General features: G+C 61.5%; 12 protein-coding genes. 6 read left to right on the top strand and 6 right to left on the bottom strand.

Annotated features, from left to right (window positions below):
- The first annotated feature begins 21 nt into the window (after window positions 1-21).
- Window positions 22-942 (top strand): biphenyl-2,3-diol 1,2-dioxygenase, encoded by a 921-nt coding sequence (bphC, locus tag GN300_RS05925; RefSeq protein ID WP_003940493.1) that lies wholly within the window; start codon window positions 22-24, stop codon window positions 940-942.
- Between the two features lie 64 nt (window positions 943-1006).
- On the opposite strand, the gene GN300_RS05920 is transcribed toward bphC, so the two are convergent.
- The 3 genes from GN300_RS05920 to GN300_RS05910 form a co-directional block, all read right to left on the bottom strand.
- The gene (locus GN300_RS05920) at window positions 1007-2320 is read right to left on the bottom strand and encodes a bifunctional o-acetylhomoserine/o-acetylserine sulfhydrylase (RefSeq protein WP_019745377.1); all 1314 of its coding nucleotides are present in this window, start codon (window positions 2318-2320) and stop codon (window positions 1007-1009) included.
- Between the two features lie 37 nt (window positions 2321-2357).
- Entirely contained in the window at window positions 2358-2873 is a 516-nt protein-coding gene (locus GN300_RS05915; protein ID WP_007732784.1) for an OsmC family protein, read from the bottom strand.
- A gap of 241 nt (window positions 2874-3114) precedes the next feature.
- A complete protein-coding gene (locus GN300_RS05910) occupies window positions 3115-3876 on the bottom strand; it encodes an enoyl-CoA hydratase-related protein (RefSeq protein WP_063315760.1) in 762 nt (253 codons plus the stop codon).
- Between the two features lie 117 nt (window positions 3877-3993).
- Between GN300_RS05910 and GN300_RS05905 the strand changes: the two genes are divergently transcribed.
- Window positions 3994-4587: a TetR/AcrR family transcriptional regulator gene (locus GN300_RS05905; protein ID WP_003940428.1), complete on the top strand. Its 594-nt coding sequence runs from the start codon at window positions 3994-3996 to the stop codon at window positions 4585-4587.
- Here the strand turns inward: GN300_RS05905 and GN300_RS05900 are convergent, their stop codons facing one another.
- Entirely contained in the window at window positions 4588-5190 is a 603-nt protein-coding gene (locus GN300_RS05900; RefSeq protein ID WP_030536953.1) for a TetR/AcrR family transcriptional regulator, read from the bottom strand.
- A gap of 325 nt (window positions 5191-5515) precedes the next feature.
- On the opposite strand from GN300_RS05900, the gene GN300_RS05895 reads away from it, so the two are divergent.
- From GN300_RS05895 to GN300_RS05885, 3 genes are all read left to right on the top strand, one after another.
- Entirely contained in the window at window positions 5516-6319 is an 804-nt protein-coding gene (locus tag GN300_RS05895; protein ID WP_007732778.1) for an SDR family NAD(P)-dependent oxidoreductase, read from the top strand.
- 55 nt (window positions 6320-6374) lie between these two features.
- Window positions 6375-7496 (top strand): DUF5938 domain-containing protein, encoded by a 1122-nt coding sequence (locus GN300_RS05890; protein ID WP_003940189.1) that lies wholly within the window; start codon window positions 6375-6377, stop codon window positions 7494-7496.
- A 73-nt stretch (window positions 7497-7569) separates the two neighbouring features.
- On the top strand, window positions 7570-9090 hold the full coding sequence (locus GN300_RS05885) for an AMP-binding protein (RefSeq protein WP_063315761.1): 1521 nt from the start codon (window positions 7570-7572) through the stop codon (window positions 9088-9090).
- Window positions 9091-9092: 2 nt separating this feature from the next.
- Here the strand turns inward: GN300_RS05885 and GN300_RS05880 are convergent, their stop codons facing one another.
- Together GN300_RS05880 and GN300_RS05875 are read right to left on the bottom strand one after the other, a co-directional pair.
- On the bottom strand, window positions 9093-10649 hold the full coding sequence (locus tag GN300_RS05880; protein WP_063316038.1) for an alpha/beta fold hydrolase: 1557 nt from the start codon (window positions 10647-10649) through the stop codon (window positions 9093-9095).
- 78 nt (window positions 10650-10727) lie between these two features.
- Window positions 10728-11495: a MerR family transcriptional regulator gene (locus GN300_RS05875; RefSeq protein ID WP_063315762.1), complete on the bottom strand. Its 768-nt coding sequence runs from the start codon at window positions 11493-11495 to the stop codon at window positions 10728-10730.
- 175 nt (window positions 11496-11670) lie between these two features.
- On the opposite strand from GN300_RS05875, the gene GN300_RS05870 reads away from it, so the two are divergent.
- Complete coding sequence (locus GN300_RS05870) at window positions 11671-12621, top strand: TauD/TfdA family dioxygenase (protein ID WP_063315763.1); 951 nt, start codon at window positions 11671-11673, stop codon at window positions 12619-12621.
- Window positions 12622-12633: the final 12 nt, after the last annotated feature.

The following is a 12633-nucleotide window of genomic DNA, read 5'->3' as shown; positions in this document are numbered from 1 at the left end:
TCGAAGCAAGGACGGTTAGGCATGACTGAAATTCGGGGCCTGGGGTATCTCAGGATCCAAACGCAGGACGTGGCTCGCTGGCGCGAGCTCGTGGTCGACGGACTCGGCCTCGCGGTCGGTAGTGGCCCGGAAGCCGACGGCCTCTACTTGCGCCTGGACGAGCGTCGTGCGCGACTGATCGTCCTGCCCGGTGAGACGGACAAGGCTCTCGCAGTGGGCTGGGAAGTGCGAGATCAGTTCGCGCTCCAGCGTGTTCGTGAAGCAGTGGAGAAGGCCGGAGTCGAGGTCGAGGTTCTTTCCGAGGTCGACGCCAGCTACCGCGATGCCGAGCAGGTCATCGCATTCGACGATCCCAACGGCAACCGAGTCGAGGTCTTCTTCGGACCGGTACTCGACCACAGCCCGTTGGTCACCCCGCACGGCGGCCGTTTCGTCACCGGCGATCAGGGCCTCGGCCATGTGGTGCTTCCGGTTACGCGTTTCGACGAGGCATACACCTTCTACACCGAGGTGCTCGGATTCCTCCCGCGCGGTTCCATCCGTCTCGGCGGTATCGATGCGCCGCCGCCGGCTCGCCGCGTTCGCTTCATGGGTGTCAACCAGCGCCACCACAGCCTGGCGTTGTGCCCGGCGCCGCCGGTTGACGAGCCCGGTCTCGTGCACCTGATGATGGAAGCCGAGACTCTCGACGCCGTCGGTCAGGCTCTCGATCGTGTTGCCAAGCTCGGCTTCTCGATCTCCTCGACGTTGGGTCGCCACACGAACGACAAGATGGTGTCGTTCTACGTGCGCGCACCGGGTGGATGGGATCTGGAGTTCGGCTGCGAAGGCATGCTTGTCGACGAAGCCTTCTACACCGCTGAGGAAATCACGGCCGACAGCTACTGGGGCCATGACTGGTCCGAGAGTGAACCGCTGGCCGCGTTCACTCCCAAGAGCTAGCTCTTACGCAACGAAAAAGCTCGGTCCCAATGCATATCGGGGCCGAGCTTTTTCGTGCGATAGATCAGGAAGCTGCTGCGGCCAAACCGGTTTCGAGGTCGGCGAGAATGTCGTCGATCCCTTCGATGCCGACCGCAAGGCGGACGAGCCCCGGGGTGACGCCCGAAGCGAGCTGCTCCTCGGGGGTGAGCTGCGAGTGCGTCGTCGACGCGGGGTGGATGACGAGTGAGCGAACGTCGCCGATGTTGGCGACGTGGCTGTGCAACGTCAGTGCGTTGACGAACTTCTTGCCTGCGTCGACTCCACCGGCGAGCTCGAACGCGACGATGGCGCCGGTTCCCTTGGGAGCCAGCTGCTTTCCGCGCTCGTGCCAGGGCGAGGATTCCAGTCCGGCGTATGCGACCGACGTGACTTCGGCGCGGCCCTCGAGGAATTTCGCGACCTTCTGGGCGTTGGACACGTGGCGCTCGATGCGCAGGCTCAGTGTCTCGATACCCTGCGAGATGAGGAAGGCGTTGAACGGTGCGATGGCCGAGCCGAGGTCGCGCAGAAGCTGAACGCGTGCCTTGAGGGCGTAGGCGGGTGCGCCGAGATCGGCGAAGGTGACGCCGTGGTAGCTGGGGTCGGGGGTCGTGAAGTTGGTGTGGCGTCCCTGGGTCCAGTCGAAGGTGCCACCGTCGACGATGACGCCGGCGATCGCGGTGCCGTGTCCGCCAAGGTATTTGGTGGCGGAGTGGACGACGATGTCGGCGCCGTGCTTCAGCGGCTGAATGAGGTACGGAGTTGCGACCGTGTTGTCCACGATGAGCGGGATGCCGTGCTCATGGGCGACTGCGCTGATGCCGGGGATGTCGAACACGTCGTTCTTGGGGTTGGAGATGGTTTCGCCGTAGAACGCCTTGGTGTTCGGACGGATTGCCTCACGCCAGTGATCGAGGTTGTCCGGGTCCTCGACGAAGTCGACGGTGATACCGAGCTTGGGCAGCGTGTAGTGGAAGAGGTTGTACGTGCCGCCGTACAGGCGAGGGCTTGAGACGATGTGGTCCCCGGCCTCGGCGAGGTTGAGGATCGCGAAGGATTCGGCGGCCTGACCGGACGCAACCAGCAGAGCCGCGACTCCGCCTTCGAGGGCGGCGATGCGCTGCTCGACGGCGTCCTGCGTCGGGTTCATGATGCGGGTGTAGATGTTGCCCGGCTCGGCGAGGCCGAAGAGCGCCGCCGCATGGTCGGTGTTGTCGAAGACGTAGCTGGTGGTCTGGTAGATCGGAAGCGCCCGAGCGTTGGTAGCGCTGTCCGGGCCCTGTCCGGCGTGGACCTGCTTGGTTTCGAACGACCAATCGGCGGTCGGATCGGTATCGACGGGGGTGTTCTCGCTCATGAATTCATACTCCGTGGTGAAGGTGGGTTGGTGCGGGTCAGGCGGTTTCGACGACTGTATGCACTGGGACGGGATTGCGGGTGAGATCGAGTACGGGGCAGTGGGCGTCGACCGTTTCCTGCAGTTCCAGGTAGCGCTCGCGGGTTTCGGGGCCGGTCAGGGTGACGACCACGCGGACCTCGGAGAATCCCGGACGGACGGCGTCGTCGAAGCCGAAGAATCCACGAACGTCGAGGTCACCTTCGGCTCTGGCCGAGATGTCGTCGAGAGCGATACCGAGTTTGTCCGCCCAGACGCGGTAGGTGACCACCTGGCAGGAGAGCAGGGAAGCAAGGTAGTACTCGACAGGATTGGCTGCGGTGTTCTCGCCGCCGAGGGCCGGCGGCTCGTCGACCTCGACGCTGTACTTACCGAGAGAAATGGTGCTGGCAACGGCGTCGTGCGCCTGGGCGGAAGCCTTGAATACGACGTGCGCTTTGCTGGCGTCTTTGTCGATGGCGTCGGCGTTGGCTGCTACGACGGAACTCAGGTGTGAGATGGAGGCGGTGGTCATGACAGAAATGTCCCCTGATCTGGGTGTACATACGAGTATCGACGTGAGCGGCGCTCACGTCGTAGGTCCGATCAGTAGATCGGACACCCGGATGTACAGACATGCGCAAAGTCGACATGGCGCCGCCGCGTCAGCAGCGTGCCCGTCTCGTATGCGCCGATTCCCGTCACAGGAGAGACTGTAACCGGTTCATACCCTTTCCGACCAGACGTATAGGAAATCTGTCTCGGATTGTGGTCTGTCATGCGGGCGGCAGTCCGCTCCACCGGGGTGTCCGACGATTGGCGAAAGCGTCGAGTCCTTCGGCGATGTCCGGAGAGCGCAACACTGCGTCCTTGGCGTCGTCGGTGACCTTCCATCCGTCGGCGTCGGCGTCGGCGTAGAGAGCCTCGATGGCCTTCAGACTCAGACTCACGGAGGTGGGGGAGGACTCGCAGATCTCCGCTGCCATCACCAGTGCCTCGTCGAGTGCCTTACCAGGGGCAGTGACTGCATTGACGACGCCGAGGTCCTTTGCCCGTTCGGGATCGAGTGTGCGGCCGGTGATCAAGAGTTCACGGGCGACGTTGATCGGAAGCGCGCGAGGAGCCCGAAAGAGTGCGCCGGACGTCGCAACCAGACCGCGTTTGGTTTCGGGAAGGCCGAATTGCGCTGTGGCAGAGGCGACGATCAGATCGCAGGTCAGTGCAATTTCGAAACCGCCACCAAGCGCATAGCCCTCGACTGCAGCGATCAGGGGCTTGTTCCGCCGGCGCCGAATGACGCCGTACTCACCGCCGCGAGGCATGCGAAGGTCGGCCCGCTCTCGGATATCGGTTCCGGCGCAAAAGATGTTGGGGGTTCCGGTGATGATGCCGACCCACAGATCAGGGTCGTCGTCGAGAAGATTCAGCGCGGCTTCGATTCCCTCGGCAGTCTCACGGTTGATCGCGTTACGGCGTTCTTCGCGTTCGATCCTGACGATGAGAACGCGGTCATGGCGTTCGGTGGAAACAGTCGACATAATTGGACTGTAGTCCACCTATCGGAGGCGGAGGTGCGTCACCTGACGGGACGGACATTGGACACATTCCGGACTGTGGCGAAGACTGTGTTCTGAGGCGGAGAAGGGCAGGTCGACGTGATTTCCAAACGAGAACAGAACAAGCGCGACACCAACGACAGGTTGCTCTCGGCTGCTCGAATTCTGTTCTCGGCGCAGGGTTTCGCCAGCACGACCGTCGACGACATCGCCGAGCGAGCCGAGGTGTCGCGAGCCACCTTCTTCAATTACTTCCAGGGCAAGGACTCGGTTCTCGAGGCGTTGCACAGTGATCATCTCGATCAGCTTGCGGCACTGGTGGATCAGCTCATGGAATCGCCGATGCCGACTTCTGATCGGATCTCCCGGATTTTTCAGGACTTTGCGCAGCAAGCGATCATGCACCCGCGCTATCTGCGCATGGTGACTGCAGAACTCGAGCGCGACTTCGCCTCCTCCGGAGCGGGGGCGGCCCACGATCATCGGTTCCACGTGGAACTTCTGCGGATCGTCACTGCCGGTATCGAAGCCGGCGAAGTGAGATCGGACTACCCGCCGCTCTTTCTCGCACAGATGATCGGTGGTACGTACGGAGCGTTGGTCCGCTTCTGGCGGCAAGACGCCGATTACGACGTGGTCGGAGAATTCGATCGCGGAGCCAGGTACGTCGCGGAAGGCATCGCTGCTCGCTGATCAGGGAGTGGGCACTACCAGGGGCAGCATCTGCTGGACGCTCACCGAAAGATAGTTTGCGGCAGTCTGATCGCCGGACAGATGGCGCAGCAGGCTCTGCTGGAACAGGCCGTCGAAGATTGCGTACATCGCCGCCGAGGTGACCGATGCCTCTACGTCGAGAAGCTCGGCGTAGCGAGAAACAATGCGCCAGATCATGTTTTCGAGACTCTCGTCGATCGCGGCGACGTCGGCTCGGAACGACTCCTCGAACATCGACTGCGCGCGCAGGTCGTACCAGAGGCGGTGCATCGTGGGTTCTTCGATCATGGTCTCGGCGAGCAGTGCGCCGAAACCGGTTTTCAGTTCCTCCGGTGTCTTCGCGGTGGCGACGATGCCGTCGTAGCGGGTGACGCAGCGTGCCTTGTAGTGGCGCACGCAGTGGGTGATGAGATCGACCTTGTCGCTGAAGTAGTAGTGCAGGACGCCGTGGGAGAACTCCGAATTCTGGGCGATTTCGCGCAGGCTCGTGCGTGCGTAGCCCAATTCGGCCAGGGTTTGCAGTGCGGCCTCGGCGAGTTGATCACGTCGCTCGGAGAATTTGTCGACCTGGCGACGCGACACCTTGTCTGCGTTGGACCGCTTGGCGGAGTCGGACTGCTGGCCCGGTGAGCTAGGTGCAGCCTTTTTCCCTGCCTCACTAGGCTTCTCGACTGTCGTGGTCACGATGGCACGTCCTGTTCCCTGCGGTTTCCACAGCGGCACGATCACCGCGTCCGAATCAGTGTAACCCCTGGTCTTTGACGAGCGTGTAACAAAATCTTGACAGTCGTCAAGATTTATCTTGACACTCGTCCAAAGTTGAATACTCTGTGACTCACACCACTTGGCAGCGTCGCTGTGAACGGTGGCATCGCGAGAGTCGTTTCAGTCATGGAGGCAGTCGAAAATGAGCGTGTTTGATCTCGAGGGACGAAAAGCACTGGTCACAGGTGGTGCCAAGGGGCTCGGAGCCGGAATGGCTGAGGCGTTGGCGAAGGCGGGGGCGTCAGTGATGATCGGCGACGTTCTCGAAGACGAGGGTCGTGCCACCGCAGAGGCTGTTGGTTCGGGCGGAGTCAAAACCGGCTTCGTAAAGCTGGACGTCACCGACGACGCCAACTGGGAAGAGGCAGTCGCCGCCACCGCGGAGACTCTCGGCGGCTTCGACATCCTCGTCAACAACGCAGGCATCGAGATTTCCTCGCTGGTGGTCGACCTCGATCCGAACGACATCCGCCGTATGTGTGAGGTCAACATCCTCGGAACGGCGCTCGGAACCAAACACGGACTGCGCAGCATGCGTCCGGGTGGCGTAGCCGGAACCGGCGGTTCCGTCATCAACATCTCTTCAGTGGCCGCCACCATTCCGTTTCCCGGGATCAGTGGATACTCCGCGACCAAGTCCGCGGTCGATCGCTTCACCAGAGTTGCCGCCGCCGAGTCGGGCAAGCTCGGCTACGGAGTCCGCGTCAACTGCATCTACCCGGGTCTTGTCGCCACGGAGATGGGTCTCGGACTCGCGGCGGACATGGAGAAGCTCGGTCTCTGGCCCAGCGCCGAAGCAGCAGTCGGAGACGTCATCGGCCTCACCCCGCTCGGCCGCCTCGGTGAAGTGAACGACATGGCTGACGCCGTTGTGTTCTTGTCCTCCGACGCCGCGCGATTCATCACCGGTATCGGCCTCCCCGTCGACGGTGGCATGGGCATGTAGCTCGCCCTTCATTCGTACGTACACCCTTCTCACGTCTTCGAAAGGTTCCACGAACATGTCCGAAAAGAAGCCCGTCATCGTCTACGGCGTCTCCGGGTACACCGGCCGTCTGGTGTGTGAATACCTGCGCGAGTTCAACATCCCGTTCATCGCAGCCGGCCGCGACGCCGCTCGCATCCAAGAGGTCCTCGACAAGATCCCCGGTTTGGACACCGTCGATCACGAAGTCGTCGAGGTCGAGCACACGGTCGAGGCTCTCACCGAATTGTTCACCGGTGCACAGGTTGTCAGCAACATGGTCGGGCCGTTCATCAAGCTCGGCGGGACCGTCGTCGAGGCCGCGTTGAATGCCGGTTGCCACTACATGGACACAACCGGTGAGCAGGACTGGGTACTCGACGTCCAGGAGAAGTTCAGCGACAAGTACCAGGAGAAGGGCCTGCTCCTCTCGCCCGGTATCGCGCAGATGTACACCACCGGTGAGATCGCGGCCAATATCGCACTGGAAACACCGGGCCTCGATACGCTCGACATCCTCGTGCTGTGGAAGGGATTTCCCACCTACGCGTCCACTCAGACGATCTTCACCATCCTCAAGGCAAACTGGTACTACCTCGAGCAGAACAAGTACGTGCAGTGGGCGCCCGGCCAGACTTTCGACGTCGTCGTTCCGGGCCAGCACGAAACTGCGCTTGCATTGCCGTGGGGCGGAACATGCCACCCGGTGTGGTTCAAGAACGATCCGCGAGTTTCCAACGTCAAGGCTGCGGGCGGAGTGTTCGACCGCACCGTGATGGAAGGCGTTGTCGCGACGCAGAAGATCGTGGAGGAGCAGATCAAGACCCTGCCCGCCGACGAGCAGGAAGCCGCCTTGGCCGAGATCGCCGGATCGGTTCAGGCCGGTATGCCCCCTCGTGAAAATCCGCGCATCAACACCTCACTCGACTCCGTATACGCGTCGGGCCCGCTGGGTCGCTCGCACGTCGTGATCCACGGAAACTGTAACTACAAGCAGACGGGCCTCCTGCACGCCTATGCAGCGCATTCTCTGCTCCAGCAGGCGCCGAAGCGGACCGGGCTTGCCTCGGCTTGCCAGGCGTTCGGCCATCGCGAACTGCTCGGCGCGCTACGTAGTTTCGGGCTGGCTCTGGAGCCGGAAGTAACCATCAACGCCTAACTCGTCGTCCTCGTCATCATGTTCACGGCTCCCGGCGTGTAGCACGCCGGGGGCCCCGCCCTGGAGGCTCCCCATGCGTTTGACCGACTATCTCGACAAGGGAGCCTCTCTTGGTTCCACTGCACCGTGTTTGACGATGGGGGAGCGCACTCTCTCCTACGGCGAGGTGCAACAGTTCAGCCGACGCTTCGCAGCTTCGCTCGCGGCTTCGGGCATCGCGGCGGGCGAGAAGGTCGCGATTTTGTCCGGAAATGACCCGATCTCGTTCTCCTGCGTATTCGGTATCAGTAGGGCTGGCGCAGTCTGGTGCCCGATCAACCCTCGCAACGAAGCTGCGGAAAACCGAGACCTGTTGGATCTGTTCGATTGTCGCGCTCTGTTCTTCCAGAAGTCCTATGCGCCGCTCGTCGACCAGATCAAGGATGCTCTTCCCCAGTTGGTGACGCTCGTCTGTATCGACGGCGAGTGGGATTCGGCACAGTCCCTCGAAAGCTGGCTCGGGGAAGAAGAACTCGACGCCGCGGCGCCCGACGACGTCACCATGCTGGTCGGCACCGGTGGTACAACTGGACGGCCAAAGGGAGTGATGTTGACCGGGCACAACATCGAGACGATGACCGCAATCACCTTGATGAGTTATCCGTTCGAGGGGCGCCCGGTGTATCTGGCGCTGGCACCGCTGACTCACGCCGCCGGTGTTCTGTGCTTCCCGATCATGGCCCTCGGCGGCGAAGTAGTGATCATGCCGAAGCCCGACCTCGGGTACTTCCTCGCGAACGTTCAGAAGCACAAGGTGACTCACACCTTCCTGCCGCCGACGCTCATCTACATGTTGCTCGAGCACGAGGACCTCGCGGTAACGGATCGTAGCTCGCTGCAATGCTTCTGGTACGGAGCGGCGCCGATCTCCCCGACCAGGCTAGAGGAAGCGATCGACAAGATCGGCCCGGTCATGGCTCAGCTGTTCGGGCAGAGTGAAGCCCCCATGATGATTTCGACGATGTCACCGAAGGAGCACTTCGGCCCGGACGGCACTGTCGCAACGTCACGACTTTCCTCGGCCGGTCGACCGTCGCCGCTGGTGACCGTGGGGATCATGGACGACAAAGGCACGCTGCTCGGACGTGGCGAGCGTGGTGAGGTGGTGATTCGCAGTTCGTTGGTGATGGCGGGTTATTACAAGAACCCCGACGCAACCGCGGAAGCGTCAGCCCACGGCTGGCATCACACCGGCGACATCGGATACCTGGACGAGGACAATTTCCTGTTCATCGTCGACCGTGCGAAGGACATGATCATCACCGGCGGTTTCAACGTCTATTCGGTCGAGGTGGAGCAGGCACTCATGGCGTATCCGGGGATTCAGGACTGCGGAGTGATCGGGTTGCCGGATGACAAGTGGGGCGAACGCGTTGTGGCAGTGGTGCAACCGCACCTCGGCGCCGACATCGACGGCGCCGAGGTGATGGCTTTCGTGAAGGCTCGCATCGGAAGTGTGAAGACTCCGAAGCAAGTCATCGTCTGGGACGATCTACCTCGCTCCAAGGTCGGCAAAGTTCTCAAGAACGAGATCAAGAGCGAGCTGACGGGCTGAGGTCACGACTCGCACACCACGTCTTCGGCCGGCAGTGAGCCGTCGAGCAGGTACGAGTTGACGGCGGCGTTCGCGCAAGTATTCGCGTAGCCGGGGAACACCGCATGAGTGCGGCCTGGAACTGTCACGAGCCGTGAGCCTTTCATCGCTTCATGCATGCCGAGGCCTTCGTCGTACGTCGTGCGGGTGTCACCGGTTGCCTGGATCTGCAATGCCGGAACGTTGTTGTCGATGTCGATCCGCGTAGGGGCCTCACTGCGCCAGAACGCGCACGGCATGATCGTGTTGTGTGTGCCGGCAAAGATCGGCTGATCATCACGGTGCTCCTCCAACTTGTTGCGGTACCACTGGGGATCGCTCGGCATCGATACGTCTCCGCAGACGATGGCGATTGTCCCGGCATAGTCAGGACCGGTTCCCAGTTCGGTCTGGAACCATGCCTGCATCAATCCCGTCAGCTGGGGATGGATGTTCTCGACGGTCTTGCCTGCGGCGAGATCGCGCAACTGAACCAATACCTGTGCGAATGCCTCACTTTCCTTCTCGGTGTCGCCGGTTCCGTTGACGTACATCAGGAATGGAAGGACGTGATCGTCGACGGCATGATCACCGATCTGTATCGGAGTGGTGGCCGCGTCCGAGATCAGCTTCTCGATGAGGGCGCGAACTTCGGCGGGCGTCGATCCGAGTGCATAGGTGGAGTTGTGTTCTGCTGCCCACTGCGAGAATCCGTCGATCGCTTTCTCGTTGGCCGGGCCCATGTCCTGGAACATCTCGTATCCGTATTTCTTCGGATCCGGTGCACTGTCGAGAACCACACGGTCGATCCTGTCCGGGAACATTTGAGCATAGGTTGCACCGAGGTATGTGCCGTACGACCACCCGAAGTACGACGCCTTCTCCTGGTCGAGGGCGCCACGAATCACGTCGAGGTCGCGGGCGATGTTTTGAGTATTGATGTGCGGCAGATAGTCCGGGTACTTGTCCCAGCATGTGTCAGCGGCCTTGCGTGCGAGCGCAACACTCTCGTTCCATCCCTCGTCCGTGGTGCCCGGTGACCGCATCCATGTCATCTGTTCGACGCCGCAGTCGATCGGTGTGCTCTTGCCGAGTCCTCGGGTATCCATGCCGATGACGTCGTATGCCGCTGCGACTTCCGGTGTCATGCCCGCATTCAGAATCTCGGGCAATCCCAGTCCTCGGCCACCCGGGCCACCAGGGTTGGTGAGCAGGATCCCGCGTCGCTGTGCGGGGTCGGTGGATGCGACCCGCGAGATCGCCACTTCGATCGTCTTGCCGCCAGGGGCGGAATAGTCCAAAGGTACTGTGACCATGGCGCATTCACTTGCGGTCGACGTTCCGGTATCTGTGGCGCATGGCCCCCACTCGAGATCCTGTTCGTAGAACGCGCTGAGATTCGATTGTGGATCTTCCTGCGGAGTAGCAGGATCCGAGCACGCCGCCAATGCAGGTACGGCGAGTGCGGCAGCGGCGATTGTGGTAGCCAGCCACCTTCGTGGTCGAGGCATGCGTGATCTGGGCATGGTGAATCCAGTCATTGTCGTGTCCTTGTGTTGAGCCCATTTTCGGGCAGTGTTGGTCACCCCACTTCGAATGTGGGGGTTGATCAGGGGTTTTCAGGTTCGGGATTGGCGGGCGGCGAACTCCGCGGCCACGGCCTTCGCGAATCTTTCCTGGGTGACGGTTCGTCGATCCGCTTGGTGTTCGCGCAGTACCGCTACCAGTCGGGTGGGGGAAGCGTCCTCCGGTGCAGCCTGTTCGGGTAGCACGCTCTCGGTGAAGTCGCAGAACTGAATGGCAAGGGCCGCAATCGTGTCCGCGTCTGCTGGTGCGTCGGCGAGGGCATACATGCGAGTTATCAATTCGATGGCCTGCTCGCGGTTCGGCTCGGCCAATACCCGGCGATGGGCGGACAGGAGTGAATCGCAGACCTCGGGATCGCCCCCGGAGACCGTGAGTGCGAGGATCAGAAGTTCACGCTCGTTGTCGATCCACGCTGTCGGCGCACCGGCAACGACGTACTGTGCGAGCACTTCCGAAAACGCGTCGGGTAGTTCAGGATCGGCATTGCGGCGTAGCGACTCGATGTGCGCACGCTGAACAGCGATCTGTTCGGCTTTCGTCGCCAATTCCTTGTCGAGGGCATCGAGTGCGGACCGAGTGTCGTGAGCGTCGCCGTCGAGTAGTTCGGCGATCTTGGCGACAGGAATCCCAAGATCGCGCAGGCGGCGGATGCGACTCAGTCGTGCCAGGTCCACCGCCCGGTACATGCGGTAGCCGTTGGGTTGGCGTTGTGGTTCTTCGAGAAGGCCGTTCGAGTGGTAGTAGCGCACGGATCTGACGGTGGTGCCGGCCAATTTGGCCAGCTCGCCGATGGTCATCATCGCCCTGCCCTCCCGTGATCGAATCGGATTCCGTCTGTGAAAACCATTCTCCAACCTTGACGCGGCGTCAGGGTCAAGATTCGCGCCGGAGAACGTGACCGTTGACACTTTAAGGAGGCGAACTTAATCTGACCTTTGTCCTTTACGACATCGTCGATTTCGAGGAAGTGCCCTGATGGCTACCCTTTTTCCTGCGGCAACAATCTTTCCGATCCCCACCGACCCGCTTGCTGCGTACGGTCCACTCGTTGCTCGCCGGAATCCCGAGTCGGTAGTTCCGGCACCGTACGAACACCTTGCGGTCAAGGCGGTCGCGCCGACGATCGGAGCGGAAATCTCCGGTATTCGACTCGGCCGGGGTCTGTCTGATGCCGTGATTGCGGAACTCCGCCGAGCTCTCCTCGAATGGAAAGTCCTCTTCTTCCGCGATCAGGACCTCGACCGAGCGGAACATCGAGCTTTTGCCGAGCGTTGGGGCGATCTCGAACAGCATCCGTTCTTCAAGTACACGCAGCCCGGGCAGACGGACGTCGATGTCACGACACTGGCGAAGGATGCGATGGTCGGCGGAGTCGAGAACAACTGGCACAACGACGTTACGTGGCACGAGTTTCCTTCGTTCGCAGCAGTTCTTCGTGCGGTGGAGGTGCCGGAGGTGGGTGGTGACACTTTGTGGGCCGATACTGCAGCTGCCTACGATCTGCTTCCTGAAGACATCAAGAAGCGTATCGACCCGCTTGTTGCAGAACACGATTGGATCAACTCGTTCGGCAGGTCGATGCCGGTGGATGCGGTCGAGATGTTGCGTCCGAAGTTCCCCGCTGTGCAGCATCCGGTGGTTCGGATCATTCCGGAAAGTGGCAGGCGGGTGTTGTTCGTCAACATGACCTTCACGCAACGGATCTTGGGTGTGTCAGAAGAAGAATCGAACGAACTTCTCACGATGCTGTATCGCCACGTCAATCGTCCGGAATTTCAGGTCCGTTTGAAGTGGGAGCCGAATACTGTTGCCTTCTGGGACAATCGGACCTGCCAGCACTACGCGGCCAGTGACTACTTCCCGGCTCGTCGTGTGATGGATCGAATCTCGATTGTCGGGGATCGACCGGTGGGCGTCGGGGGCTGATACGACGCTCAG

The organism is Rhodococcus sp. Ni2 (assembly GCF_021352185.1).
Lineage (GTDB): Bacteria > Actinomycetota > Actinomycetes > Mycobacteriales > Mycobacteriaceae > Rhodococcus_F > Rhodococcus_F qingshengii.
This window is presented reverse-complemented; position numbering and strand designations above follow the sequence as displayed.